The organism is Faecalimonas canis, from assembly GCF_054601575.1.
Window position 1 is genome coordinate 15,044 of record NZ_BAAHSI010000032.1, and the last position, 25,719, is coordinate 40,762.

Annotated in this window: 24 protein-coding genes; 18 read left to right on the top strand and 6 right to left on the bottom strand. The window is 35.6% G+C overall.

What is annotated here, in order from left to right:
- The first annotated feature begins 26 nt into the window (after nt 1–26).
- A complete protein-coding gene (locus ACYPXO_RS09180; RefSeq protein ID WP_459640272.1) occupies nt 27–1,628 on the top strand; it encodes a CvpA family protein in 1,602 nt (533 codons plus the stop codon).
- Nucleotides 1,629–1,677: 49 nt separating this feature from the next.
- Here the strand turns inward: ACYPXO_RS09180 and ACYPXO_RS09185 are convergent, their stop codons facing one another.
- Nucleotides 1,678–2,100, bottom strand: coding sequence for a hypothetical protein (locus tag ACYPXO_RS09185; protein ID WP_459640273.1), 423 nt, complete (start codon nt 2,098–2,100; stop codon nt 1,678–1,680).
- A 168-nt stretch (nt 2,101–2,268) separates the two neighbouring features.
- Between ACYPXO_RS09185 and ACYPXO_RS09190 the strand changes: the two genes are divergently transcribed.
- From ACYPXO_RS09190 to ACYPXO_RS09225, 8 genes are all read left to right on the top strand, one after another.
- The gene (locus ACYPXO_RS09190) at nt 2,269–2,946 is read left to right on the top strand and encodes a response regulator transcription factor (RefSeq protein WP_459640274.1); all 678 of its coding nucleotides are present in this window, start codon (nt 2,269–2,271) and stop codon (nt 2,944–2,946) included.
- Nucleotide 2,947: 1 nt separating this feature from the next.
- On the top strand, nt 2,948–4,066 hold the full coding sequence (locus ACYPXO_RS09195; protein ID WP_459640275.1) for a sensor histidine kinase: 1,119 nt from the start codon (nt 2,948–2,950) through the stop codon (nt 4,064–4,066).
- 52 nt (nt 4,067–4,118) lie between these two features.
- Nucleotides 4,119–4,799 carry an ABC transporter ATP-binding protein gene (locus ACYPXO_RS09200; RefSeq protein WP_459640276.1) on the top strand — a complete coding sequence of 227 codons (681 nt, stop codon included), beginning with the start codon at nt 4,119–4,121 and terminating at the stop codon, nt 4,797–4,799.
- Nucleotides 4,800–4,802: 3 nt separating this feature from the next.
- Nucleotides 4,803–7,268 carry an ABC transporter permease gene (locus ACYPXO_RS09205; RefSeq protein WP_459640277.1) on the top strand — a complete coding sequence of 822 codons (2,466 nt, stop codon included), beginning with the start codon at nt 4,803–4,805 and terminating at the stop codon, nt 7,266–7,268.
- A 129-nt stretch (nt 7,269–7,397) separates the two neighbouring features.
- Nucleotides 7,398–9,140, top strand: a complete 1,743-nt coding sequence (locus ACYPXO_RS09210) for an ABC transporter ATP-binding protein (protein WP_459640278.1) — start codon at nt 7,398–7,400, stop codon at nt 9,138–9,140.
- Nucleotides 9,133–11,022: an ABC transporter ATP-binding protein gene (locus ACYPXO_RS09215; protein WP_459640293.1), complete on the top strand. Its 1,890-nt coding sequence runs from the start codon at nt 9,133–9,135 to the stop codon at nt 11,020–11,022. The genes ACYPXO_RS09210 and ACYPXO_RS09215 overlap by 8 nt, the downstream gene beginning before the upstream one ends.
- 20 nt (nt 11,023–11,042) lie before the next feature.
- Nucleotides 11,043–12,074, top strand: coding sequence for a 3-deoxy-7-phosphoheptulonate synthase (locus ACYPXO_RS09220; protein ID WP_459640279.1), 1,032 nt, complete (start codon nt 11,043–11,045; stop codon nt 12,072–12,074).
- An 86-nt stretch (nt 12,075–12,160) separates the two neighbouring features.
- Nucleotides 12,161–12,805, top strand: a complete 645-nt coding sequence (locus tag ACYPXO_RS09225; protein ID WP_459640280.1) for a cytidylate kinase-like family protein — start codon at nt 12,161–12,163, stop codon at nt 12,803–12,805.
- 37 nt (nt 12,806–12,842) lie between these two features.
- Here ACYPXO_RS09225 and ACYPXO_RS09230 read toward each other — a convergent pair whose 3' ends face one another.
- On the bottom strand, nt 12,843–13,907 hold the full coding sequence (locus ACYPXO_RS09230) for an FUSC family protein (protein ID WP_459640281.1): 1,065 nt from the start codon (nt 13,905–13,907) through the stop codon (nt 12,843–12,845).
- A 5-nt stretch (nt 13,908–13,912) separates the two neighbouring features.
- On the bottom strand, nt 13,913–14,356 hold the full coding sequence (locus ACYPXO_RS09235; protein WP_459640282.1) for a MarR family transcriptional regulator: 444 nt from the start codon (nt 14,354–14,356) through the stop codon (nt 13,913–13,915).
- Between the two features lie 156 nt (nt 14,357–14,512).
- On the opposite strand from ACYPXO_RS09235, the gene ACYPXO_RS09240 reads away from it, so the two are divergent.
- Nucleotides 14,513–14,806: a rhodanese-like domain-containing protein gene (locus ACYPXO_RS09240; protein ID WP_418754949.1), complete on the top strand. Its 294-nt coding sequence runs from the start codon at nt 14,513–14,515 to the stop codon at nt 14,804–14,806.
- Between the two features lie 3 nt (nt 14,807–14,809).
- Nucleotides 14,810–15,463, top strand: a complete 654-nt coding sequence (locus ACYPXO_RS09245; RefSeq protein ID WP_459640283.1) for an HAD family hydrolase — start codon at nt 14,810–14,812, stop codon at nt 15,461–15,463.
- Here the strand turns inward: ACYPXO_RS09245 and ACYPXO_RS09250 are convergent.
- Nucleotides 15,432–16,058: a formate/nitrite transporter family protein gene (locus tag ACYPXO_RS09250; protein ID WP_459640284.1), complete on the bottom strand. Its 627-nt coding sequence runs from the start codon at nt 16,056–16,058 to the stop codon at nt 15,432–15,434. The two genes, ACYPXO_RS09245 and ACYPXO_RS09250, sit on opposite strands and share 32 nt — an antisense overlap.
- 181 nt (nt 16,059–16,239) lie before the next feature.
- On the opposite strand from ACYPXO_RS09250, the gene ACYPXO_RS09255 reads away from it, so the two are divergent.
- The 5 genes from ACYPXO_RS09255 (at nt 16,240) to ACYPXO_RS09275 (ending at nt 20,988) form a co-directional block, all read left to right on the top strand.
- Nucleotides 16,240–16,641 carry a hypothetical protein gene (locus ACYPXO_RS09255; protein WP_459640285.1) on the top strand — a complete coding sequence of 134 codons (402 nt, stop codon included), beginning with the start codon at nt 16,240–16,242 and terminating at the stop codon, nt 16,639–16,641.
- A gap of 33 nt (nt 16,642–16,674) precedes the next feature.
- A complete protein-coding gene (locus ACYPXO_RS09260) occupies nt 16,675–18,303 on the top strand; it encodes a Na/Pi cotransporter family protein (protein ID WP_459640286.1) in 1,629 nt (542 codons plus the stop codon).
- 72 nt (nt 18,304–18,375) lie between these two features.
- Complete coding sequence (locus ACYPXO_RS09265) at nt 18,376–19,215, top strand: PHP domain-containing protein (RefSeq protein ID WP_459640287.1); 840 nt, start codon at nt 18,376–18,378, stop codon at nt 19,213–19,215.
- Between the two features lie 92 nt (nt 19,216–19,307).
- On the top strand, nt 19,308–19,682 hold the full coding sequence (locus ACYPXO_RS09270) for a prepilin peptidase (RefSeq protein WP_459640294.1): 375 nt from the start codon (nt 19,308–19,310) through the stop codon (nt 19,680–19,682).
- 91 nt (nt 19,683–19,773) lie between these two features.
- Entirely contained in the window at nt 19,774–20,988 is a 1,215-nt protein-coding gene (locus tag ACYPXO_RS09275; RefSeq protein WP_459640288.1) for a carboxylate--amine ligase, read from the top strand.
- Nucleotides 20,989–21,053: 65 nt separating this feature from the next.
- Here the strand turns inward: ACYPXO_RS09275 and feoB are convergent, their stop codons facing one another.
- Both feoB and ACYPXO_RS09285 read right to left on the bottom strand, forming a co-directional pair.
- The gene (gene feoB, locus ACYPXO_RS09280) at nt 21,054–23,096 is read right to left on the bottom strand and encodes a ferrous iron transport protein B (protein ID WP_459640289.1); all 2,043 of its coding nucleotides are present in this window, start codon (nt 23,094–23,096) and stop codon (nt 21,054–21,056) included.
- The gene (locus tag ACYPXO_RS09285) at nt 23,089–23,319 is read right to left on the bottom strand and encodes a FeoA family protein (RefSeq protein WP_459640290.1); all 231 of its coding nucleotides are present in this window, start codon (nt 23,317–23,319) and stop codon (nt 23,089–23,091) included. Before ACYPXO_RS09285 ends, feoB begins: the two co-directional genes overlap by 8 nt.
- 138 nt (nt 23,320–23,457) lie before the next feature.
- Between ACYPXO_RS09285 and ACYPXO_RS09290 the strand changes: the two genes are divergently transcribed.
- Both ACYPXO_RS09290 and ACYPXO_RS09295 read left to right on the top strand, forming a co-directional pair.
- Nucleotides 23,458–24,246, top strand: a complete 789-nt coding sequence (locus tag ACYPXO_RS09290; protein WP_459640291.1) for a putative ABC transporter permease — start codon at nt 23,458–23,460, stop codon at nt 24,244–24,246.
- 28 nt (nt 24,247–24,274) lie between these two features.
- Nucleotides 24,275–25,663, top strand: a complete 1,389-nt coding sequence (locus ACYPXO_RS09295) for a VanZ family protein (protein WP_459640292.1) — start codon at nt 24,275–24,277, stop codon at nt 25,661–25,663.
- Nucleotides 25,664–25,719: the final 56 nt, after the last annotated feature.

Consider the following 25,719-nt stretch of genomic DNA (forward strand, 5'->3'; position numbering starts at 1 on the left):
TAATTACTTTTCACTAGGAGGAAATTATGAAAAATATGAAAATGAAAATCATGGGAGTGATTGCATTTTTAATTGTGGCAGGAATATATTATTACGTTACCTTGCCTGCAATTAATATTCACTCCAAAGACTTTTGGGTATTTCTGATTATACTTATGGTGTTGCTCATTGCGTGGTACGGTTGGAAGAAGAAAATCCGTAGCAAACAGGAAGTAAAATCATCAAAAGGAATGAAAGTGCTGATTACATTGGGTGTAGTAGTGGTTGTTGTTTATGCAGTGGGAACACTATTGTCTTCACCAATCATCAATGCGAAGAAGTATCGAAACCTTTTGAAAGTGGAAGAGGGAGAATTTACGAAAGACATTGAAGAATTATCGTTTGACCAAATTCCGTTATTGGACAAAGAATCGGCTACCCTTCTTGGAAATCGTAAAATGGGAAGTATGGTAGATATGGTTTCTCAGTTTGAGGTGGATGAGATTTATACACAGATTAACTACAATGACAAACCGGTCAGAGTATCCCCTCTTAAATATGCCAATGTTATTAAATGGTTTACGAACCGTTCCGAAGGAATACCGGCATATGTAAGAATTGATATGGCAAGCCAGTCGACAGAGTTGGTTAAACTGAAAGAAGGAATGAAGTATACGACAAGCGAGCATTTTAACCGCAATATTTACAGACATCTTCGTTTTAAATACCCGACTTATATTTTTAACGATTTAAGTTTTGAAACGGATGATAAAGGAATTCCTTATTGGATTTGTCCGGTGAAGAAGTTTAATATTGGATTGTTCGGAGGAGAAACAATCGGAAGAGTTGTTTTATGTAATGCGATTACAGGAGAAACGAAAGATTATGCCATTGATGAAGCACCGTCATGGATTGACAGAGCATATTCAGCGGATTTGCTTGTGCAGTTGTATGATTACTACGGTTCTTTAAAACACGGATTTTTAAATAGCGTACTTGGACAGAAAGACTGTCTGAAGACGACAGACGGATATAACTATCTTGCGATTGATGATGACGTATGGGTATATACAGGTGTAACATCTGTAAGCGGTGATGAATCTAACGTTGGATTTGTTCTGATGAATCAGCGTACAATGGAAACAAAATTCTACTCTATTGAGGGTGCGACTGAGAAGTCAGCGATGTCTTCGGCAGAAGGACAGGTACAGAACTTAAAGTATAAAGCAACCTTCCCATTATTGTTAAATATTTCAGGTGAACCGACCTATTTTATCGCATTGAAAGACGATGCGGGACTTGTAAAGAAATATGCAATGGTAAATGTACAGAAATATCAGTTGGTTGCAATCGGTGATACGGTGAGTTCCTGCGAGAAGCAGTATAATAAACTTTTGGTGACGGACGGAGTTATTAAAGAGGAAGAAGAAACGACGGAAGTACAGACGGTAAAAGGTAAAATAAGCAAGATTGCTCAAGGAGTTATCGAAGGAAATTCTCACTATTATATTATGTTGGAAGGTAACAATGAGATTTTTGATGTATCTGTTGTAGATTTTATCGATGTGATTAAATATGAAGTCGGACAGGAAGTTACAATTGAATATAAAAAAGGAGAGAAAGCCAATAAGGTTTTATCTATGAAATAGGCAACAAAAAAGAGGAAAATGCAATGAAGTCATTTTCCTCTTTTGTCATTTAATTAAGTACCTGACAGTCAGTTAAATCAATATCACTTAAATCTTCGCGGTCAGCACTGACGCTTAAGTAGAATTCAATGTGATGAAGTTTACTGATATTCTTAAGTCTTTCTACGAAACGAGGCATATTTTCTAATGAAATGTCTGATTGTTTTAAAATACCGTCAATAAAAATACATTCAATGTCGCTGTTGCAACTAATCATACCGTAAATGAAACCGGTGTAGTCATCAATGTTGCGGATAGATGGATAATCAGCCATACATATCGCTCTTATATCAAAAGAAAGATTAAATGTATCGTTATGGCTGTTTTTAATAAAAACTACGTTTCCGTCCAATGTTTTTGCCTTTTCGTTAGCAAAATCAATCATTTGTTGTGTCTTACCACTGCCTTTTGGGCCTACTAATAAATTTACCATAGCACTATCTCCTTTATGTATATTTCGTTCTGTCTTGATGTTAATTATTATACAACAAATCTGGAAAATGAGCAACAAATTATCTAAAAAATATAAAAATAATACTTTTAATTTGTGCAAATTAATGTATAATACCAGTAGTATGAATGAATTGGGAGGCAGGACAGGATGATTCAGATTTTGGTAATAGAAGATGACAGGCATATAGGGGAAGGACTACAGTTCCTTTTAGAGAGCGAAGGATTTCATGCGGAATTGGCTATGAGCAGGGAAGAAGGATTGGAAAAACTGGAAAAGAAATTATATCAATTATTGATTTTGGATGTAAATCTTCCGGATGGAAGCGGATTTACATTTTTTCAGGAGATACAGAAAAAAGGAATACCGGTTATTTTTTTGACAGCGCTTGACGAAGAAGAAAATATAGTAAGGGGATTTCAGTTAGGGGCAGATGAATATATTACGAAACCGTTTCGGCCAAGAGAACTCATTTCCAGAGTGAAAAACGTAATTAGGCTTCGAGGAATAGAAGCAAATGGAAAGCAGGAGTTGACAATAGGAAATGTTTCTATCCGGTTGGAAGAAAAGATTGTATATAAGAATGGAAATCCACTTGAACTGACAGCGTTAGAATATAAAATTCTGTTATTGTTTTTTGAAAATAGGGGAAGAATTTTGACAAGAAATCAAATATTATCACATATTTGGGATGAATCGGGAAACTTTGTTAATGATAATACGCTTACGGTTTATATAAAAAGACTTCGGGAAAAAATTGAAGATAATCCAAATGAACCGAGTATTATTAAAACAGTCAGAGGAATGGGGTATAAAATAGGAGGATAGTATGGAGAAAAAAAGATGGGTTTTAATAGTATGTCTATGTATACTGTTTAACTTTTCCATCAGTCTTTTCTTAGGAACTGTCAAGGAAAAGGAGATAAATGGCTGGCTGTATACGACAACGGAGAAAATTTTAGAGGAGAACGAGGGGGGAGAAATGGATGTCTTAAAAAAATATGGTGTAGAAGAAAGTGAGTTTCGTCCTGTATCTATAGCGGTTGGAGTTACCTGTATCGGATTGGTAAACGGTATTTTGTTTTTGATGGTCAGTTTGTACGACAGGAAAAAGCAGAATGAAAAATTACGGCAAATGGAAAAGTATTGTGAGGAAATTTTGTCGGGAAAGGAAACGCTGCAATTAGATGAGAATGAAGAGGGAAAATTTAGTATTTTAAATAATAAGGTATATGATATTACAATGCTTTTAAGAGAAAAGAATGTTTATTTGGAGGAGAGCAAATCTGAACTGGAAAAATTTTTGGCGGACATATCGCATCAGTTGAAAACGCCAATCACATCTTTACATATGGCGAACGAACTTTTGCGAATGGATTTGCCACAGGAGAAAAAAGAGTTGTTTTTGGATAATATGCAGAAAGACTTGGTGAAAATCGAATGGCTTGTTAAAGGAATATTAAATTTGGCAAAGTTAGATTCACAGACTTTTACATTGAAAGAGGAAGAAGTATGCGTAAAACAATTAATAGAAGAAGTGAGAGAACGTTTTGACGTTTTGTGTGAGGTGACAGGAAGTAATATTTATGAAGAGGGAGAAAAAAAGGCGAAAATGTGGTGTGATTTTCGCTGGACGAAGGAAGGCATATGCAATATAGTTAAAAATGCCATTGAGCATGGGGCAACAGAAATAAAAATTTTTTGGGAAGAAAACTATATTTATACGAAAATAAGCATACAAGATAATGGTGAGGGAATTGACGAGGAAGATTTACCTCATATTTTTGAACGATTTTATAAAAGCAAAAATGCAAAAGAGGACAGCGTTGGACTTGGACTTGCATTTACAAAGAGTATCATAAAGCATCAGGGTGGGGATGTTGAAGTGAAAAGCAAGAAACAGAAAGGAACAGAATTTATTTTAAAATTTTATCAGAAGTCACTTTAGAGTCACTTTCGTTCGATATGATAGTTCTGTCGAAAGGAGAAGGAGAACAGTTATGGAAATTTTGAAAGTTGAAAATTTGTGTAAAACATATGGAATGAATGACACGGAAGTGCGGGCTTTGGATAATATAAGTTTTTCTGTGGAAAGAGGTGAATTTGTCGCTATTATCGGCGCTTCAGGAAGCGGAAAATCTACCTTACTTCACCTGATTGGAGGAGTGGATAGAGCAACCGCAGGAAAGATTTATATTGACGGAACGGAGATTTCGGATTTGAATAATGATAAAATGGCGATTTTTAGAAGAAGACAGTTGGGATTGATTTATCAGTTTTATAATTTGATTCCGATACTAAATGTGGAGGAAAATATAGCGCTTCCATGCCGTTTAGACGGAAAACAGGTGGAAAAAGAGAAGATGGAAGAGATGCTTTCCACATTAAATCTGACAAACAGAAGAAAACATTTACCAAATCAGTTATCGGGAGGGCAGCAGCAGAGAGTTTCTATCGGGAGAGCATTGATTAATCATCCTGCAATTGTGCTGGCAGATGAACCGACTGGAAATCTTGACAGTAAAGCGTCAGGAGAGATTATCGATTTGCTGAAAATGACAAACAGAAAATACGACCAGACCATTCTTCTGATTACCCACGATGAGAAAATTGCACTGGAAGCAGACCGCATTATCACTATCGCTGATGGGAAAATCATAAAAGATGAGAAAGTGAGGTAATTTATGAATGTTTTAAATGAACTCACTGTAAAAAGTTTGAAAAAAAATAAGAGAAGAACGGTTGTCACTGTTTTTGGTATTTTACTTTCAGTGGCATTGATTACTGCAATCACAACTTTTGTATCTAGTATGCAGGGAAGTCTTGTGGATTACGCAAAGAAAAATGCAGGAAACTATCATATTTTGGCTGAGAACGTACCTGAAGAAAAACAGAAATATCTTTTGTACAATGAAAAAGTGGAAAAGAAAATTGTTATACAGACAATAGGAAATGCAAAAACAGTTTCCTTACAGTATAAACAGGAAGTACAAGAAGAGAATATCAATAAAACAAAAGTGCGTGCAGTGAAGAAAAAAGATTTTACCGACTTGGGAATTGTTTTACAGAGTGGAAATTTCCCGAAGAAAGAAAATGAAATTGTGATACCGGAGCATTTTCTTAATGCTTACAGTATAAAAATCAATGTAGGAGATACATTGAAATTAGATGTGGACGGTAAGGAAAAGAAATATATTGTATCGGGAATTTCAGGAATATCGGCGGTTGAATTTTATGATGATGAGGGACAACTCGGCTGTAGTTTATTTACAGTGCCGGAACATGAGGTGAATGGTGAGAATATTGATATTGCCATGTTAATGAAAACGCCGAAAGAAACATTTGCTTTTAAGAAAATACTTGAAAAGGAAGTAGGTTTAAATGACCTAAATGTAAATGATACATTGCTGACTTTTCAGGGAGCAGTAGAAAATGTAGATGTGTTAATAACACTGAAAGTGCTGGCAGGAATTGTTATCGGAATTATTTTACTGACATCTGTATTTGTTATTAAAAACAGTTTTGACATTTCTATTACAGAGAGATTAAAGCAGTACGGAATGTTGGCAAGTGTAGGGGCAACTTCCAAACAGATACGAAAGAACGTCTTGTTTGAGGGTGCGATTTTAGGAGTAGCAGCCATTCCGCTTGGTATTCTGCTTGGCATAGGAGCGATTTGGTGTACGATTCAAGTTGTCATGGAAATTTTAAAGGGAACAACTTTTAACGGAGAAATTGCATTGAAACTATATGTGTCGGTTGAGGCTATCCTTATTGCCGTAGTTGTAGCAATAATCATGATTTATATATCTTCACTTATTCCGGCGAAAAAAGCGGAAAAAGTTTCGCCTATGGAGGCGATTCGCGAAACAAAAGGTACGAAGTTAGAGGCAAAGCAACTGCGTACATCAAAATTCTTCCAAAAAGTTTTTGGAATAGAGGGAGAGATAGCGAGAAAAAATTTAAAGAGAAGTCGAAAAAAATATAGAACAACGGTATTTTCGCTTTTTATTAGTATTGTATTATTTTTATCTATCAGTTCAGTAAGAATATACGGGCAGGAGATACAGGATATGGAATATGCAAAAATGGATTATAATCTTATTGCACGTTATGATGAGCAGGATATGAAGGAAAAGGGCAAAATCTATCAAAAAGCCGGTAAAGTAGAAGGAATTAAAAAATCTGAACTTGTTAAAGTATGGATTACTACACCAATAAATGTATCTTTTACGGATGAGGCAGAAAAGAGCAGGGGAATTACGGAGTTTAGTCAGGAAGAAAAAGACAAGGAAATGGAGTTTGTATTTTACTCTGTTTCTGACAAGACTTATAAAGAATTTGCAAAAAAACTGGGATTATCTTATGAGGAAGTAAAAGATAAAGGTATTTTATGTGATACGAGTATCGCATTTGTCCGTGATGAAAACGATGAAAAGGCAAAACGGACAAAATATCATGAACTGACGGTAAAAGAAGGGGAAAAACTTCGGTTTGACGGTGGAGAAATTGAAATTGCCAAACGTTCAGACAGAGTTCCGTTTACGCAAAACTTTTATTATGGAGTAAATATTATTGTATCAGAGGCGTGGATGTCTGCTAAGGATTTCCATTATGATGGTTTATATATTGATGCGGATGATACATTTAAGGTTCGCGAGAATATAGAAAAAATAACAGGAGAAGACAACTGGCTGTATATGGATTTTGAGGAAAGAGCAAAGGAAAATAACAGTATTAACATGATTATTTCTATATTCCTGTATGGTTTTGTAGCAGTAATTTCCGTTATCGGTATTACCAATATATTTAATACGATTACGACTAATATGGCATTACGAAGCAGAGAATTTGCTACGTTGCGGTCTGTTGGAATGACGGACAAAGAGTTTAAAAAGATGATATGGTATGAAAGTTTATTGTATGGAACTAAGGCACTTTTACTCGGAATTCCGGTGGGGCTTGGATTATCATATATTTTCTACAGACAGTTTACCGATATTTTAGAATTACCGTATCATGTGCCGTATCACCAGTTGATTATTTGCATTCTGTTTGTCTTTTCTATTATGTGTATGACTATGCAGTATTCTGTGAAAAAAGTGGAAAAACAAAATATAATAGAAACAATCCGAAGTGAAAATATTTAGAAGAAAATAAGGAGGACGTGATAAATTTATTGCGTTCTCCTTTAAATTTTGTTTGATTTACAGGCAAAAAAAGTATTATAATAAAAACAATTGTCATAGATACAATAATACGATAAAGGAGGAAAAGAAATGATAAAAGAACTTTCAAAAAGCATTCGGGAATACAAAAAACCGTCCGCTTTAGCGCCGGTTTTTGTTTCTTTGGAAGTCATTATGGAATGTATTATTCCATTTGTAATTGCCCGTCTTGTAAATGAGATTAAGGCAGGATGTGGCATAAAAACGATTGCAATTTACGGCGGTATTTTAATTTTTATGGCAGGCTTTGCATTACTTGCAGGTGCAATAGCAGGCTCTGTCTGTGCAACAGGTTCATGTGGATTTGCAAAAAACTTGAGAAAAGATATGTTTTATAAGATACAGACATACTCTTTTACGAATATTGATAAATTTTCTACATCGTCACTTGTAACTAGGCTTACAACGGACGTGACGAATGTACAAATGGCATATATGATGCTTATAAGAGTGGCAATCCGTTGCCCGCTTATGTTAATTTTTTCCTTCACAATGGCATTTATTATGGGAGGAAAGATGGCATGGATATTCGTTGTGTTAGTTCCGATACTGGCAGTGGGATTATTTCTGATTATCCGAATGGTTATGCCTTTATTTAAAAGGGTATTTAAAAAATATGATAATCTGAATAATTCTATTCAAGAAAACATTAAGGGAATGCGTGTTGTAAAATCATATGTTCGTGAAGAATATGAAAAAGAGAAATTCGAGAAGGCAGCAGATAATATTTGCAGGGATTTTACAAAGGCAGAGAAAATTTTGGCGTTCAATAACCCGCTTATGCAATTCTGTATGTACACGGTTATGATTTTTGTTCTTTATTTCGGTTCATATGTTATTATCACATCAAGAGGGCTTGATTTAGATGTAGGTCAATTCTCAGCGCTTTTGACATACAGCTTCCAAATCTTAAATTCACTTATGATGATGTCTATGGTATTCGTGATGATTACAATGGCAAGTGAATCTTCAAAACGTATTATGGAAGTTTTACAGGAGGAGGGAACAATTAAAAATCCTGAAAATCCTGTGTATGAAGTGAAAGACGGAGCGATTGATTTTGAAAATGTCAACTTTAAATATGCGAAAACGGCAGAAAAAATGGCACTTTCTAATATTGATTTACATATACATTCCGGCGAAACGATTGGTGTTATCGGCGGAACAGGTTCTTCTAAATCTTCTTTAATTCAGTTGATTTCCAGATTGTATGATGCAACAGAAGGATGTGTAAAGGTTGGAGGAATTGATGTAAAAGAATATGATTTAACTTCTTTAAGAAATGAAGTATCCGTTGTATTACAGAAAAATGTGTTGTTTTCCGGAACAATTAAAGAAAATCTCAGATGGGGAAATAAGGATGCGACAGATGAAGAATTGATTGAAGCTTGTAAACTGGCGCAGGCAGATGAATTTATCAGACAGTTCCCAAAACAATATGATACATATATTGAACAGGGTGGAACGAATGTATCAGGTGGTCAGAAGCAAAGATTATGTATTGCGAGAGCATTGTTAAAGAAACCGAAAATTTTAATTCTAGATGATTCGACAAGTGCCGTAGATACAAAGACGGATGCGTTAATTAGAAAGGCGTTTAAGGAATTTATTCCGGAAACAACAAAAATTATTATTGCACAGCGTATTTCGTCTGTGGAGGAGGCAGATAGAATTATCGTAATGGATAAAGGTACGATTAATGCAATCGGAACACATAAACAATTACTTGCAGAAAATGAAATTTATCAGGAAGTGTATATTTCTCAGAATAAGGCAGGTGAAGATGATGAATAAAAGAGAGAAAAAAGGAACGCTTGGAAGACTTTTGAAAACGTTGTTTGAATTTTATCCGGTGAAAATGCCACTCGTTCTTTTATGTATTGTTTTTAGTGCGATTGTTACTTCCATTCCTGCGATTTTCATGCAAAATATTATTTCTATAGTAGAAACAAGTTGGAAAACGGGAAATTGGGAAGCGGTTAGCACAAAAATAGTTACTTATGTAAGTATTTTATTGATTTTCTATATTCTTTCATTGCTTTCAGCAGTTGCTTTTACACAGATGATGGCGACAATTACACAGGGATTTTTGAAAAAACTTCGTGTGAAAATGTTCCACGGAATGCAGAACCTTCCGATTAAATATTTTGATACACATAATCACGGTGATATTATGAGTTATTATACAAATGATATTGACACATTACGACAGTTGGTATCACAGAGTATTCCGCAACTTTTAATTTCATCGGTTACGGTTTTGACTGTATTTGGGATTATGATGTACTTTAGTTTGTGGCTGACATTAGTAGTGGTTATCGGAGTGATACTTATGTTTGCCGTGACGAAGAAAATCGGCGGAAATTCTGCAAAATATTTTACCCGTCAACAGACTTCGCTTGGAAAGGCAGAAGGATATATTGAGGAGATTATGAATGGACAGAAAGTTGTTCAGGTATTCTGCCATGAGAGAGAATGCGAGGAAACATTTGACAGAATAAATGAAAAATTATTTGCAGATTCAGAGAGCGCTAATAAATTTGCCAATATGCTTATGCCGATTTTGAATAATATAGGAAATGTCCTCTATGTTGCGGTTGCACTTACCGGAGGTGTTTTGATGCTGGCAAAAGCGCCAAATGTAAGTTTATCGGGAATGGCAATCGGTATAAGCATTGTTGTACCTTTTTTAAATATGACAAAACAATTTTGCGGAAATGTCAGTCAGGTATCCAATCAGGTAAACTCAGTTGTTATGGGGCTTGCCGGTGCGGAGAGAATTTTTGAACTGATTGATGAAGAGCCGGAAGAAGATGAAGGATATGTAACTCTTGTAAATGCAAGAGAAGAAAACGGACAGATTGTAGAATGCAAAGAACGTACGGGAATGTGGGCATGGAAACATCCGCATCAAAATGATGGATCGGTAACATATACAAAATTATCGGGAGATGTCCGTATGTTTGACGTAGATTTTGGGTATGAAGAAAACAAAACGGTTTTACATAATATTACTTTATATGCAGAGCCGGGACAGAAAGTCGCTTTTGTAGGTTCGACAGGTGCAGGAAAAACAACAATTACAAATCTGATTAATCGTTTTTACGATATTGCGGATGGAAAAATCCGATATGACGGAATTAATATTAATAAGATTAAAAAGTCAGATTTAAGACGTTCTCTTGGAGTTGTTCTTCAGGAAACAAATCTATTTACGGGAACGGTAATGGATAATATCCGTTATGGAAGATTGGATGCTACGGAAGAAGATTGTATTAAGGCGGCAAAACTTGCGGGAGCGGACGATTTCATTACACGTCTGCCGGAAGGATATGATACTCCTCTGACAGAAAACGGAGCGAATCTTTCACAGGGACAAAGACAGTTAATTGCAATCGCAAGAGCGGCAGTTGCAGATCCGCCGGTAATGATTTTAGACGAAGCAACGTCATCTATCGATACTCGTACAGAAGCGATTGTACAGAAGGGAATGGACGCACTTATGGAAGGAAGAACTGTTTTTGTCATCGCACACAGATTATCCACTGTGCGAAATTCCGATGTGATTATGGTTCTGGAGCAGGGACATATTATCGAGCGTGGTACACATGATATGCTTATAGCAGAAAAAGGTAAATACTATCAGTTATATACAGGTGCATTTGAACTAGAATAATATAGAAGGAGAAAAGCAATATGGGAATGAGAGTAAATAAACAACTTCCTCTTCCTTTAGAGTTAAAAGAAGAGTACCCGTTGTCAAAAGATATTGTAGAATTAAAAAGACGGAGAGATAAAGAAATTCGAGATATTTTTACCGGAAAATCCGATAAATTTATCGTACTCGTGGGACCTTGTTCAGCAGATAATGAAGTGGCAATTTGTGATTATGTGAAACGTCTGGCTAAATTGAATGAACAGGTATCAGATAAACTGATGATTATTCCTAGAATTTATACAAATAAGCCTAGAACAACAGGGGCAGGGTATAAAGGAATGCTTCATCAGCCGGAACCGGATAAAGCCCCTGATTTGCTAGGTGGCATTATTGCAATCCGCAAAATGCATATTCATGCGATTGAGGAAAGCGGTCTTACTGCTGCAGATGAAATGCTTTATCCTGAAAATAGAAGTTATCTTGATGACATATTATCATACGAAGCGATTGGGGCTCGTTCTGTGGAAAATCAGCAGCACAGATTGACAGCGAGTGGAATGGATATTCCGGTTGGAATGAAAAATCCAACGAGTGGAGATTTTTCGGTAATGATGAATTCAGTAATTGCAGCACAGAGTTCCCACACGTTCATTTACAGAGGAATGGATGTGACAACAGATGGTAATGATCTAGCGCATGTTATTCTTCGCGGTGGTGTGGATAAATACGGAACGTGCATTCCGAACTACCATTATGAAGATTTGGTAAGATTACAGAATACATATAAAAAGATGGACTTACAAAATCCGGCTGCGATTGTGGATGCAAACCATTCTAATTCTAACAAACAATTTAAAGAACAAATTCGTATTGTAAGTGAAGTGTTGCATAGTAGAAATTATAACCCTGAGATTAGAAAACTGGTAAAAGGAGTTATGATTGAAAGTTATCTGGAAGAAGGATGTCAGAATATTGCAGAAGACAGGGTTTATGGAAAGTCAATTACAGATCCATGTTTGAGTTGGAAAGACACAGAAATATTGATTCACAAAATTGCTGAAAATTGTTAGATAAAAGTTGTAAAAACAAAAGTTTCTGTGATATAATTAGGAATAAGAATAAAATTTCAGAATTATATAGAAGGAGGCTGACCGTTATGACTGATAATATTATCATTACGATTGGAAGACAATTTGGAAGCGGCGGACATGAAATTGGAAACAGATTGGCAACAAGGCTTGACATACCCCTTTACGACCATAATCTTGTCAAAATGGCAGCAAGGGAATTACATTTAGATGAAGCGGTTGCGGAAGAAGCAGACGAGAGTATGCTTGGAAAATTTCTTTCCGCTTATGTTGTAGGTGTAGGAAGTTATACTTCGTTTATTACAAATGAAGCCGTTGTTGAGCCTGTGAGCGATAGGTTGTATGCAGAACAGACAGAGATTTTGAAACGGTTGGCAAAGCGAAGTTCCTGTGTAATTGTAGGCAGATGTGCGGACTATGTATTGGGAGATTATTCCAATTATATTCATACATTTATTTATGCATTTTGGGAAGACAGAGTCAGAAGAATTATGGATATCTATGGATTGACTGAGAAACAGGCAAAAGAAAAAATCCGACAGATAGACAGAGAGAGAAGACTTTATTACGAGGCACATACAGGAAGAAAATGGGGGGACATTGAGTCGCATCAAGTAGTACTGAACAGTAGTCTTTTAGGAATTGATGGAACGGTAGATATTTTAGAAGCGGCTTATCACAAGAAAGCGGAACAGATGGCAAAAAGCAAATAAAAAGACAGGAGTTTTAACTCCTGTCTTTTTGTTTGGATTAGCATGAAACAGTTTCTTTATTTTTCTTTAAAAAGAAATTGAATGCAGAGTGGAAAATTTTATCAAACGCCATACCGTACAGAGAACCGAAAGCATTGTTGAATATTCTTAGGAATATTGCGCCGTACAGTGAAAACATTGGAACGGCGATTGCTAAAGCACCGAAAGAGTTAAATACCGTTTGCCATCCATAACTTGCAGAAAGACCTACTCCGATACCTCCGATCATACCGATGCACCCGTAAGCACTTTCGGGTAAAACGGTATATAAAACTAAGAATAGGGCCGCTCCGAGAATATTTCCCGGTGCACGAAATTTCACACGATATACTAAATCCTTACGGAATGGAAGAAGGACGGACATCGCGGAGATACCAATCCACATAACACGTGGAATATTTAATAAAGAAGCAATTAACAAAGCGGTAGATACGCCGAAAGTCAGACGGAGATACCACTGTGTACGGCTTGAAGTTAAGTCAAATTCTTTGAATAAATGTTTAAAACTTCTCTTATATTTGTACTTTTTATGATTGCGGTATAAGATAAATGCAGTCATTACCGCTCCGACAAAAAGTCCGGCCAGTCGCATTGTATAGGTGTGACCGCTAACATCATACCCCTGTAAAAGAAGATAGCCTAGTACGAATGTGGAATGATTAGACATAATCACATTATGACAACCGAAAAACATTAATAAAAAGATGCAAATAATATTAATAAAGAAAGCCGGTACAGGTGAAACCATGTTTGTTAATCGAGGACCAAAGGCAAGTATGCCGAAAATTCCCAACAGAACAACAGTGCCGTGGGGAGTGTGTATTCCCAAGTCTGCCTGTCGAAATACCATAACGGATAAAAGAACGACAACACCGACAATACTGTTATCGGCTCCGAATATTTTTGTGTACAGAGTAACGAAAAGAACGCAGAAAGAAACGGTAAGCAATATTTTAAATAAATAGATTGCCCAATGCTTTATTTTTTCTTTAGGCTCTTTAATGGTTTTTAATAATGCTTTTGAACCAACTTGATTTAATTGTAATTCCTGATAAAAAGTCAAATTAATTACCTCCCTTTTTCTTTTAATAACAATTCATTTGCTTCTTTGATTTTTGTGGTGAGAGAGTCAAAACGTTCATCACCCAATACTCTTCTTAACTGATATATCGGCTCTAAATAATAGGCGTACGTTAAATTTAATTCTTCATTTCCCTTTTCGGTAATAAGTAAAGAATAACTTCGTTTATCTGTCGGATTAGATTTTTTGTATAGAAATTCTTTTTTTTCCAAATGTTCGATAAGTCGGCTAACAGCAGATTTACTAAGTCCCATTGCGGAACAAAGAGAGTGAGGGGTCATAGGTATGTTTGATAATACTATACGGGAAAGTAAATCTAATTCCTGTGAGGATGTAATGCCTTCGTTTTTACTTCGCCGAATATGTAAACCGGAGAAGAGTCGTATATCCTGCATTTTTTCCATCATTTCAGTCCAGTGATAATCTTTCATAGAGTAATCTCCTTATATCAAATAGTTTACAATGTGAACTATTTGATATACTATGACAAAAAAATATATTTGTCAATAATAAAAATGTGATTTTATCACAGTAAATAAAAAGAAATTTGGTATAATAAGAAGAAAAAGTATTAGGAGGATAAGAAAATGAGCGAAATGTTGAAAATAGAAGAAGGATTACAGAAAATGAAAGAAACCGAAAATGCGGTGTTGTTGGATGTGAGGTCAACAGAGGAGTATCATGAGGGACATTTAGAGGGAAGTGTAAATATCCCGATTAATCGCATTCCGACTATTTCTCTTCCGAAAGAAACACCGATTTTTGTGTATTGTTTAAGCGGAGCAAGGTCAAAAAGAGCGGCGGACTTTTTGAATAAAATAGGGTATACGGCGATAAATATAGGGGGAATTGCCGGATATAACGGAAGACTGGTGGTATAATAGATGAAAGCAGTTATATTTGATATGGATGGAGTCTTGATTGACACAGAGAAATATTTGGTGAAATTCTGGTGTCAGGCAGGAAAAGAACTTGGCTATGATATGAAAAGGGAAGATGCTCTAATGATTAGGAGTTTAGCGGGAAAATATGCAAAACCGAAATTACAGTCAATTTATGGAGAAAGTTTTGATTATGTCGCCGTCAGAAACAGAAGAAAAGAATTAATGAAAGACTGGTTGGAGAAAAACGGAATTGAAAAGAAAAAGGGAGTGGATGAAATTCTTCCTTATTTAAAAGAGCAGGGATTGAAAATAGCGGTAGCAACTGCGACAGATGAAGAAAGGGCGGTTCGCTACTTGAAAGAAATAGGTATTTATCATTGGTTTGACAAAGTGATTTGTGCAAATATGGTAGAAAATGGGAAGCCGATGCCGGATATTTATCTTTATGCCTGTACACAGATTGGAGAAGAACCAAAAGACTGTTATGCTGTTGAAGATTCACCAAACGGAGTGAAATCTGCCTACTGTGCAGGATGCAGAACAATTATGGTACCGGATTTAACAGAGCCTGATAAGGAAACAGAGAAGTTACTTTATGCAAAGACAACTTCTCTGTCAGAACTTAAAGATGTTTTTTCTCAAGAGAACCGATAAGCAGTCCGCCAACAATGTTTCCTGCAGTAACGATTCCAAGAACTTTTAGGAAAGGCATAACCTGTACGCCGAAAGCCCATCCGTATGCGGAAAGATAATACATATTTGCAACAATATGGTCGTATCCTCCGAAAACAAATGCGGTAATCAGAAGCCATACATAAAAGATTTGAGGGAAAGATCCTTTTGGATATTTCTTTCCAAGAAGAACGGCATAACTTACAAAAATTGCACAGATAATTCCCATAATAAATAAACTGAGTGGGGAATCTGCAAGTTTTGTATCCACAATTGGTTGAAGACGCTCTAAGATTTTGCCTTCAAATCTGCAAAAATGTACAAGTGTGGCGATAATAAATGCACCGACACCATTTCCGAGCCAGGCCATAACCAAATCTATCACACCGTATTCTTTTGTGGCAACCATAAGTGGACATACTCTTGTAAAAAGCATATTGCTGAAGTTGAACACAAGAAAAATTCCTGTAGCAAAGAAAAGAGAGGCAACTATCTGATTAGGTATAATCAGGAAAGTCATTGCACCCAGAGAGATGTAAGCACCCGCCATCAAGCCACTGAAAAAGTTTTGTTTCATCTGTTTGTACTCCTTTAGTATTTAATATTTTATCGTTAGTTAAAAACTCAATCTTTTCAATTCTACCATATTTGATATATATTTCACAAGAGAAAAAGTATAATTTGTGTGCCTGATTTTCTGATTGACAGAAGTGCGGCGAATATGCTATTGTGCTAAGTGGTAAAAAGGAAGAAAGGGTATGACGATGAAAAAAATATTGATGTTTTTTCTAATCTTTTTACTCGCGTTTGCAAATACGGATGAATGGATTGTAGTTGAAGAACCATTATCTATGTATACGCAGGATAAAAACACAATAAAGAAGCGTTTTTTAGAGCGGGTAGTGGAAAAAGACAGTGCGGTAGTCATGGTACGTGGAAAAGTACATACAAGTACCCCTGCGATGAGGAAGAATAGAATTAGAATATATTTTTATTTTTTACTAATGTGTTTTCTTTATTTTCGGTCAAAGAAAAGCAGAAGAGGGGACACATTTACGGAAATATGGAACTTTCTGGAATATCATATTCGTCGAATGCGTCAGATACATCAGATGGATGGGAAAAAGAGGAATTGTTCTCTGACATTAATTAGCGCATAGGATAAGATAGGAAAGAAAGGATAGAACAAAGAAATGGGAATGGCAGAAGTATTTATGTTACTCGGTGGACTTGCATTATTTTTATACGGAATGCAGATGATGAGTAACGGGTTGGAAGCAGCAGCAGGTAATAAAATGAAGAAGATTTTGGAGAGAGTAACATCTAATCGTATCGTAGGTGTAGTTGTCGGTGCGGCAATTACGGCGGTAATTCAGTCTTCTTCAGCAACTACGGTTATGGTAGTCGGATTTGTAAATTCAGGTTTGATGACATTAAATCAGGCAGTATGGGTAATTATGGGTGCGAATATCGGTACAACTATTACCGGACAGTTAATTGCACTTGATATAGGAGCAATTGCACCTCTTATTGCATTTATCGGTGTGGCATCAATCACATTTATTAAAAATGAGAGAGTAAAACATATCAGTGAAATCCTTGCCGGACTTGGAATTTTATTTATCGGTATGGAAACAATGGGAAATGCAATGGCACCTCTTCAGGAATCTGAAACATTTATCGGATTTATGGCAAATGCAAGTAATCCGCTTGTTGGTATTATTGTTGGTGCTATATTTACTGCGGTTATTCAATCTTCATCGGCCTCTGTCGGTATTTTACAGGCATTAGCACAGACAGGAGTAGTTCCTCTTTCAAGTGCCGTATATATTTTGTTTGGACAAAATATCGGTACCTGTATTACAGCAGTGCTTGCATCTATCGGTACAAAGACAAATGCGAAGAGAACAACAGTTATTCATTTAATGTTTAACATTATCGGTTCGATTTTATTTACGGTTATTTGTTTGCTTACACCGTTCGTTCATTTAGTGGAAACACTAACTCCTAATGATACGGTTGCACAAATTGCCAATGTACATACAATTTTTAACATTACAACAACATTATTACTTCTTCCTGTAGGAACTTATATGGCAAAACTAGCAGTGAAAATTCTTCCGGAATCAAAAGAGGATGATGAAGAAGAACACAGATTGGCATATATTGAAAAATTTGAAAGCAGTTATGCAGTAGGTAATGCTGCTCTTGCGATTTCGCAGGTGGAAAGTGAAGTAAACCGTATGCTTACAATGGTAAAGAAAAATACGGAAACAGGTTTCAATGCACTTCTTCGCATAGACAAAATTGATGAAGCAAAAATGTTGGACAGAGAAGAATATATCGATTATTTAAATAAAGAAATTTCAAAATATATCGTAGGTCTTATGGGAACAGAAATGGCAGACGAAGACTTGCGAAGAATTAATGCATATTATAAAATTATTTCTAACATTGAACGTGTGGGAGATCACGCGATGAATTTCTTAGGATATGCAAAAGATTTGAAACAGTGGGAGATGAAACTTTCTGAGTCAGCGTTAAAAGAAGTTGAAGAGATGAAATTACTCTGTGCAAAAGCGTTAGAAGATGTTACTGTTACGGATATTTCTAAAGCGGAAAAGGTTTTGGAAAAGGCTGCTCAGAATGAACAGAAGATTGATGATATGAAAGAAATCTATCTGAAAGAACAGATTGAAAGAATGAAAACAGGTAACTGTAGAGCAGAAACAGGAATTATTTTTTCGGAAATTCTTACGGATTTTGAAAGAATCGGTGATCATATCTTAAATATTGGTGAACAATACAACGAAATGATGTAATAACATTGCTAGTTTTTCTTGAAAGCGGTATAATAAACTTACAACACATAATAAAGCAAAGGAGGCTTTCTTATGAAGATAGATATGCACTGTCATGTGAAGGAAGGTTCGATAGACAGTAAAGTAAGTTTGGATGAATATATTACAATTTTAAAACAAAATGGTTTTCAGGGAATGTTGATTACAGACCATAATACTTACAAAGGATACCGTTACTGGAAAGAAAATATGCGTGGGAAAAAACATACGGATTTTGTTGTGTTAAAAGGTATCGAGTATGATACGCGAGATGCGGGACATATTATTGTTATTATGCCGGAAGGGGTAAAGATGCGTCTTTTAGAGGTGAAAGGCCTTCCGGTGTCTGTTCTGATTGATTTTGTTCATAAGAACGGTGGTATTTTAGGACCTGCACATCCATGTGGAGAGAAATATTTGAGTTATACAAATACGAAAAGATTTTTTAAATCACCGGAATTAATTAAGAGATTTGATTTCTTTGAAGGATTTAATGCGTGTGAACCGGAAGTATCTAATGAAGCGGCGATGAAATTGGTAACACGCTATCATAAACCGGCGGTTGCGGGAAGCGACTCTCACAAACCGGAATGTGTTGGAAAGGCATATACGATTTTACCTGAGTATGTTACTTGTGAAACAGAATTGATTACGCTAATCCGAAAGAAAGTTCCGATTGAAGTTGGCGGGACATTATATGCGAAGACAACAAAGGAGAAATTGGGCAAGGCGAGTAAGATTTTGACATATTCTTTCTGGATATACAATAAAGGAGGAAATCTTCTGAAAGCGCATAAACGAAAAGGAAAAGAGAAGGAAGAAAATCCTGTGGATGCAATAGACCCGATTGAAGTAGAACTTTTAGCAAAGAAAAAATTGAAAAATATATCATAACAAGAAGGTATGTCTTTTGGCATACCTTCTTATTTATAAATGATTAGAAAGAGGGTGAAGATATAGTATTAGATGGTATATGGATATTTCTACTGTTTATTATTTCCATACAGGATATAAGATATAAAAAAATAGAAAATAAATGGATTTTGATTTTATTATTGTGTGGTTTGTGCAAGGGCTTTGCTCTTAAATGGTTTGTGGGAGCGATGACGGCAGGAATAGTCTTTTTTCTTATACTGATTTTGGTTCCGGCAAGTTTCGGTGGAGGGGATGTGAAATTGAGTGTTGCACTCGGTTATTATTTGGGAGCGGAAAAATGGTTTTATAGTTTTGCAACTGCCATATTTTTGGCGGGAATAGTTATTGTAGGAAAATATATTTTGGGAAAGATAGGGAAAGAGGAAGAGATAGCGTTTGGACCCTGTCTTTGTCTGGGAGCGGTGGCAATGAAAGTTTTTATGTAAATAATAGTGACAGAATGATAGTGAATTGATATAATTAATAAGGTTAGGCTGTTTTAGTATTTAATGCAAATAAAAGCAAGGAGATAGAATAATGGAAAAAGTAGAATTTTTACCTGTGCTGTTGGCCAGTGATATTAATGTATACAGTATGGCAAGAGCATTTCATGAAGAGTATGGAATTAAGTCATTAGTTGTAGCGAGAAGTTCCAGCAATATCATTGCAAACAGTAAGATTCTTGTATATAGAGAAAGAGCGGGATTGGACAAGACGGAAGTTTTTCTTAAGGAAATGAATGGCATATATAAGAAATACGGAAAAGCGAAGAAACTTATTCTCATCGGTTGTGCAGACCACTATGTACGTCTGATTGTGGAAAATAAGGCTGAATTAAAGGATAAATTTATTTTACCTTATACGGATAAGGAAGTGTTGGATAACATTGTCTTAAAAGAAACTTTCTATGAATTGTGTGAGAAATACAATTTAGATTACGCAAAAACATTTATCTATAAACCGGAAATGAATTTTGAGTTTGATTTAAAAGATATGTTGTTTCCGGTAGTGTTGAAAGCTTCAGATAGTGTTAAGTTTCATCGCAATAAATTTGAAGGTTTTCACAAGGCATACTTTATCGATACGAAAGAAGAGTTAGTGGACACATTGAAATTGATTTACAAAAACGGTTATGATGATAACATGATTATTCAAGAGAAAGTTCCGGGTGAAGACGCGGCGATGTATGATTTGCAAATCTATGTTGGAAGTGACCATAAAGTAAAAATGATGAATCTCGGAAATGTTGTGTTGGAAGAACATACTCCTACAGCAATTGGTAACAATGCAGCAACAATTACAATGTCAGATTATAATGAAGAATTAATGAAAAAAATACAGTTTTTAATGGAAGATATTGGATATGAAGGCTTTGCGGACTGCGACTTAAAATATGACTATCGTGACGGTAAATATAAAATGTTTGAAATTAATATCAGACAGGGCAGAAGCCACTATCGTGTAACAGGCGGAGGTTACAATTTAGCAAAATATGTTGTGGATGATTATGTATATCATAAAGAAATTCCGACAACTTATGTAAAAGATGAATATTTCTGGCATGTTGTTCCCCTTGGAGTTGTCTATAAATATGTAAAGGATAAAGATAAGATTGCTAAGATTAAAGAATTAGTAAAACAGGGGAAAGTATGTGATTCCTTCTATTATAAAGAGGATATGTGTCTGAAGAGAAGGATTATGTATTGGCTCAGATGTATGAACCACTATAAAAAATATAAGAAATATTTTTAAAAAGAGGTATAAAAATACCAAATTTTGATGTTACATCAAGATTTGGTATTTTTTGTTGATTTTATTTAAAAAAGTAAACCGATACGGTATACGATAAAACTCATCACCCATGCAACGATAAGCTGGAAACTAATAATTGCAAATGTAAGTTTTTTACTATGAACCTCTCTGTTGATTGTAGCGATTGTGGCGGTACACGGTACATATAAAAGACAGAATACCATAAGTGCGTATGCATTTGCCGTTCCAAATCCTATTCCGCCAAGTGTAGCGGCCAAAGCGCTCATACCACTTGTGGAAGTAATGTTCTGTATGCCAAAGAGTACACCACAACTCGAAACAACAACTTCTTTAGCGGCAATTCCGGCGATAAGTGCAACAATAATCTGCCAGTAACCAAGACCGAGCGGTTTGAATATAGGAACGATAAGTCTTCCTGCCATAGAGCCGAAACTCTGTGTAATATCCGTCACATATCCGGTTGGACCAAAGTTTAATAAAATCCACATAATGACAGATGCAATAAAGATAACAGTTCCCGCTTTTGTCAGATAATCTTTTATTTTTTCCCAAACATAAATTGCGATTGTATGCGCGTTTGGTGTCTTGTATTCAGGAAGTTCAATAAGCAGAGCGTGTTCTGCTTTACTTCCGTCAAATTTAGAAATGATATATGCAGTTACGATTGCAACAATAATTCCAATAAGGTACATAGAATAGGAAACAAGCATGGCGTGTTTCGGGAAAAACATTTGTGAAAACAAAACGTAAATCGGTAATCTTGCGCTGCAAGACATAAACGGTGTCACAAGAATTGTTTTCAGCCTGTCTTTTTTGTGTTCTAATGCACGAGAAGCCATAATGGCAGGAACGGAGCAACCAAATCCTAAAAGAAGGGGAATAAATGCACGTCCTGATAAACCTAATTTACTCATAATATCGTCCATGACAAAAGCAACTCTCGACATATATCCGCTGTCTTCAAGGAAAGCAAGGGCGAGGAAGAGGATGAAAATATTTGGTAGGAAAGTAAGGATACCGCCTACTCCCGAAATAATACCGTCTACAACAAGAGAGATAACCATATCACTTGCGTGGAAAGAGGCAAGTATATTAGCAATATTTCCGGAGAAAAATTCTAAGAAAATCTCAAAGTATCCTTTCAGCCAGTCCCCAATAGTAAAGGTAAAGAAGAAGACAAGCGCCATAATGCCAAGGAATATAGGAAGTCCCCATATTTTGTGCGTCAGATAAAAATCAATTTTTTCTGTTCGTTCTTCTTTTTGGGCTTTATTTACTAAAACTTCTTTTATGATTTCTTCTATAAAATCATATTTTTGGTTGATAATTTCTGTTTCATAATTTTTTGTTAAAAGATGTGACAATTCAAGCGGATGACGTTTTAATACTTCAGCATCATTTTCTAAAATTTTGATAGCGTGCCATCTTTTTAAATCACTGTCAGGATAGTGTTTGTCAAATTCATCCTGAATTAAGTCAATTTTATCTTCAATTTCATCGGAATATACCATGGCATATTCATGATGATGATTATGATGATGCTTTGGAGTATGCTCATGATGATGATGAATGAATTTACTCTGCTGTGCATAATCTTTATGATGTGCAATAGCGTGCAGAAGTATGGAAAGCCCTGTTTTTTTGCGGGCGGAAACAGGAATTGCAGGGATTCCAAGCATCTCAGGAAGTCTGTGCAAATCAATTTCCATTCCACGTTCTTTAACAATATCCATCATATTCAAAGCCAGAATAACAGGTTTTCCTAATTCAATCAATTGAAGAGTAAGATATAAGTTACGCTCCAATGAGGATGCATCCACTACGTCTACGATAACATCTACGTCATCACTTAAAATGCATTCACGGGAAACTTTTTCTTCCATTGTATAGGAAGTTAGGCTGTATATTCCCGGAAGGTCAATAAGTTTAAATGTGTCGCCTTTATATGTTGTTGTGCCTTCTTTCTTTTCTACGGTTACGCCGGGCCAGTTTGCAACTTTTAAATTTGCACCGGTGAAGGCATTGAAAAGAGTTGTTTTTCCACAGTTTGGATTTCCGATAAATCCTACTTTAATTACATTATCCATTTTTCACCTCGGTTACTGTGATATGCTCTGCAATTCGTTTGCCGATAGCAAAGCGTGTACCACGGAATTTTATTGTAAGAGCGCCTTTTTTATTATTGTTCAGAATAGTTATAAGCGTACCGTGAGTAAGTCCAAGTGCTTCCAAACGTCGCTCTAACTGTAATTCTAAATCAATATTCTCTACACGATATACATGATGATTTAAGCCCTGTTTCAAATACATGAGTAAACCTCCAAATGCTATTGATAATTATTATCTGCTGAATATTGTAAAACGATATGAAGCAAAATTCAAGTATTTTGTTGGTAAAAGGAGGAATTGTGTTATAATAAAGTCACGTTAATTGAAAGGAGAAAGGCTATGAATGGATATGAAATAATTATATGCTTTTTCATATATGGATTTTTAGGATGGTGCACAGAAGTGGCATTTGCGGCTGTAAAGGAAAGACGGTTTGTCAACAGAGGATTTTTAAACGGACCGATTTGCCCGATTTACGGGGTGGGAGTTGTTATGGTTGTACAACTTTTAATGCCGTATAAGTCAAATTTGTTTTTGTTATATGTAACATCGGTAATTGTTGTGACGGCTTTAGAGTGGCTGACAGGGTTTGCACTGGATAAAATTTTTCATAATAAATGGTGGGATTATTCAGGGATGCCGTTAAATCTAAATGGATATGTATGCCTGTTGTTTTCACTTATTTGGGGAGTTGCCTGTGTAGCAATTGTAAAATGGATTCATCCGCTTATCTATAAAGGAGTTGTATTCCTTCCTGTATGGCTTCTGGTTGTTTTGGATTTGATTTTCGGTATAGCGATTTTGGCAGATCTTTTTGCAACGGTTTCTAAGATTTTGAAAGTGAATAAACATTTAGAAAGAATGGAAGAAATCGCAGCAGAGTTGCATCGCATTTCTGATGAAATCGGACAAAATATCTCAAAAGGTGTTTTAGAAGTTAGTGAGAGAAGGGATGATATTTCTGAAGAAATGGCTGAAAAGATTGCTGAGTTGAAACAGAAATATCGGGAGTTAGCAGTACATAATGCGAAAAACATGAAGCGTCTTATGAAAGCGTTTCCTCGCATGACGCCGAGAAAACATAAGGAGATTATTGATGAACTCAAAAATTATTTAAAAAAGAAATAAATTCAAAAGAACATAAGGGGAGATAAAAATGAGAATCGTAGATTTGATTTCAATGGGAAAAGAATATTTAATTTTGGGAGTTATTGGCATTTCTATTATTATGGTAATTGTATTTGCAGTGTATAGATTTTTGCTAAAAGGGAAGAAAAAATGCAAATTAAGTAAGGTTTTCGGGTGGGTTGCACTTGGAAGTTACATGGTAATTGTATTGGGAGTGACCTTACTCAGTAGAACGGAAACATGGGGGAGTGGAAGTGTTTTACCACTATTTTATTCTTACCGTGATGCCTGGATAAATTTTTCCGTAACGGCATGGCGAAATATCATTTTAAATATATGTATGTTTGTACCTCTTGGAATTTTATTGCCGAGTGTAATGAAGTTTTTCAGAAGTTTTTGGAAGACATATCTGGCAGGTTTTCTATTTACATTATTTATAGAAGTAGTTCAATTATTCGGGAAAAGAGGAATTTTTGAACTGGACGATATACTGCATAACACAGTGGGAATGATGATTGGGTATGGAATTTATGTACTTGTTGTTATAATTATTAAGAAGTATAAAAACGAGGAGATTTCTTGGAAAAAAGTTGTGAGTCTACAGTTACCGCTTATAATCTGTCTTGTCGGTTTTTCAGTGATTTTTATTTCCTATAGTAATAAAGAACTTGGAAATGTGGGTGGACAGTATATTGTAACTTATGATAAAGACAAGTTAGAAGTAAAAACGAATAATCAATATAGTAAAAAAGTAAAGAAAGTTCAGGTATATCGGTTTAAGATGTGGAGCAAAGCGGATACGATTGATTTTGCGAAAAAATTTTTTCAAAGGTTAGGTACGGAATTGGATGTAGAGAGAAATGATTTTTATGAAGATACTGCTGTTTTTTATGCGAAAGACCAGAAAAGTCTTTGGGTAGATTATGCAGGCGGAACATATGAATTGAATGAGCCGTTTTCTGAAACCGATAAAGTGAAAACAGACATTTCCGAACAAGAGGTTCGCAAAGTACTTGAGAAATATGGTATCATTGTTCCTAAGAAGGCAGTTTTTAGTAAAACTGAAGGTAGATATAGATTTTCCGTAGAAAAGTTTATGGAAAATGGCAGTATGATGGACGGACAGATTAGCGGAGAATTAAGCGAAGACGGAAAAATATTGGAAGTGCATTACGGATTAAAGCAATGTAAAATATATAAAACATTTAAGGGAATAAGTGAGCAGGAAGCATTTGAACAAATCTGTTCGGGTAAGTTTTGGTATCCTTACGGAAGAGAAGATAAACTTTCCGTTTTGGTTAAAGAGTGCAAAATAGGATATGAAACGGATTCAAAAGGATATTATCAGCCGGTATATTTATTTGACTGTGAGATAAACGGAGAGAAGAATGAAATAAAGATTCCTGTATTGCAGTAGGAAGAAAAGATAGAAAAGATAGTTTATACTGTCTTTTCTCAGACTGTAGACAAAGT

Coding starts and splice junctions, on each gene's coding strand:
- ACYPXO_RS09265 (WP_459640287.1), top strand. CDS start 18,376: ATGAAGATAGATATGCACTGTCATGTGAAGGAAGGTTCGATAGACAGT.
- ACYPXO_RS09220 (WP_459640279.1), top strand. CDS start 11,043: ATGGGAATGAGAGTAAATAAACAACTTCCTCTTCCTTTAGAGTTAAAA.
- ACYPXO_RS09235 (WP_459640282.1), bottom strand. CDS start 14,356: ATGAAAGATTATCACTGGACTGAAATGATGGAAAAAATGCAGGATATA.
- ACYPXO_RS09205 (WP_459640277.1), top strand. CDS start 4,803: ATGAATGTTTTAAATGAACTCACTGTAAAAAGTTTGAAAAAAAATAAG.
- ACYPXO_RS09245 (WP_459640283.1), top strand. CDS start 14,810: ATGAAAGCAGTTATATTTGATATGGATGGAGTCTTGATTGACACAGAG.
- ACYPXO_RS09275 (WP_459640288.1), top strand. CDS start 19,774: ATGGAAAAAGTAGAATTTTTACCTGTGCTGTTGGCCAGTGATATTAAT.
- ACYPXO_RS09215 (WP_459640293.1), top strand. CDS start 9,133: ATGAATAAAAGAGAGAAAAAAGGAACGCTTGGAAGACTTTTGAAAACG.
- ACYPXO_RS09260 (WP_459640286.1), top strand. CDS start 16,675: ATGGGAATGGCAGAAGTATTTATGTTACTCGGTGGACTTGCATTATTT.
- ACYPXO_RS09285 (WP_459640290.1), bottom strand. CDS start 23,319: ATGTATTTGAAACAGGGCTTAAATCATCATGTATATCGTGTAGAGAAT.
- ACYPXO_RS09250 (WP_459640284.1), bottom strand. CDS start 16,058: ATGAAACAAAACTTTTTCAGTGGCTTGATGGCGGGTGCTTACATCTCT.
- ACYPXO_RS09210 (WP_459640278.1), top strand. CDS start 7,398: ATGATAAAAGAACTTTCAAAAAGCATTCGGGAATACAAAAAACCGTCC.
- ACYPXO_RS09255 (WP_459640285.1), top strand. CDS start 16,240: ATGACGATGAAAAAAATATTGATGTTTTTTCTAATCTTTTTACTCGCG.
- ACYPXO_RS09240 (WP_418754949.1), top strand. CDS start 14,513: ATGAGCGAAATGTTGAAAATAGAAGAAGGATTACAGAAAATGAAAGAA.
- ACYPXO_RS09195 (WP_459640275.1), top strand. CDS start 2,948: ATGGAGAAAAAAAGATGGGTTTTAATAGTATGTCTATGTATACTGTTT.
- ACYPXO_RS09185 (WP_459640273.1), bottom strand. CDS start 2,100: ATGGTAAATTTATTAGTAGGCCCAAAAGGCAGTGGTAAGACACAACAA.
- ACYPXO_RS09180 (WP_459640272.1), top strand. CDS start 27: ATGAAAAATATGAAAATGAAAATCATGGGAGTGATTGCATTTTTAATT.
- ACYPXO_RS09290 (WP_459640291.1), top strand. CDS start 23,458: ATGAATGGATATGAAATAATTATATGCTTTTTCATATATGGATTTTTA.
- feoB (WP_459640289.1), bottom strand. CDS start 23,096: ATGGATAATGTAATTAAAGTAGGATTTATCGGAAATCCAAACTGTGGA.
- ACYPXO_RS09295 (WP_459640292.1), top strand. CDS start 24,275: ATGAGAATCGTAGATTTGATTTCAATGGGAAAAGAATATTTAATTTTG.
- ACYPXO_RS09190 (WP_459640274.1), top strand. CDS start 2,269: ATGATTCAGATTTTGGTAATAGAAGATGACAGGCATATAGGGGAAGGA.
- ACYPXO_RS09225 (WP_459640280.1), top strand. CDS start 12,161: ATGACTGATAATATTATCATTACGATTGGAAGACAATTTGGAAGCGGC.
- ACYPXO_RS09200 (WP_459640276.1), top strand. CDS start 4,119: ATGGAAATTTTGAAAGTTGAAAATTTGTGTAAAACATATGGAATGAAT.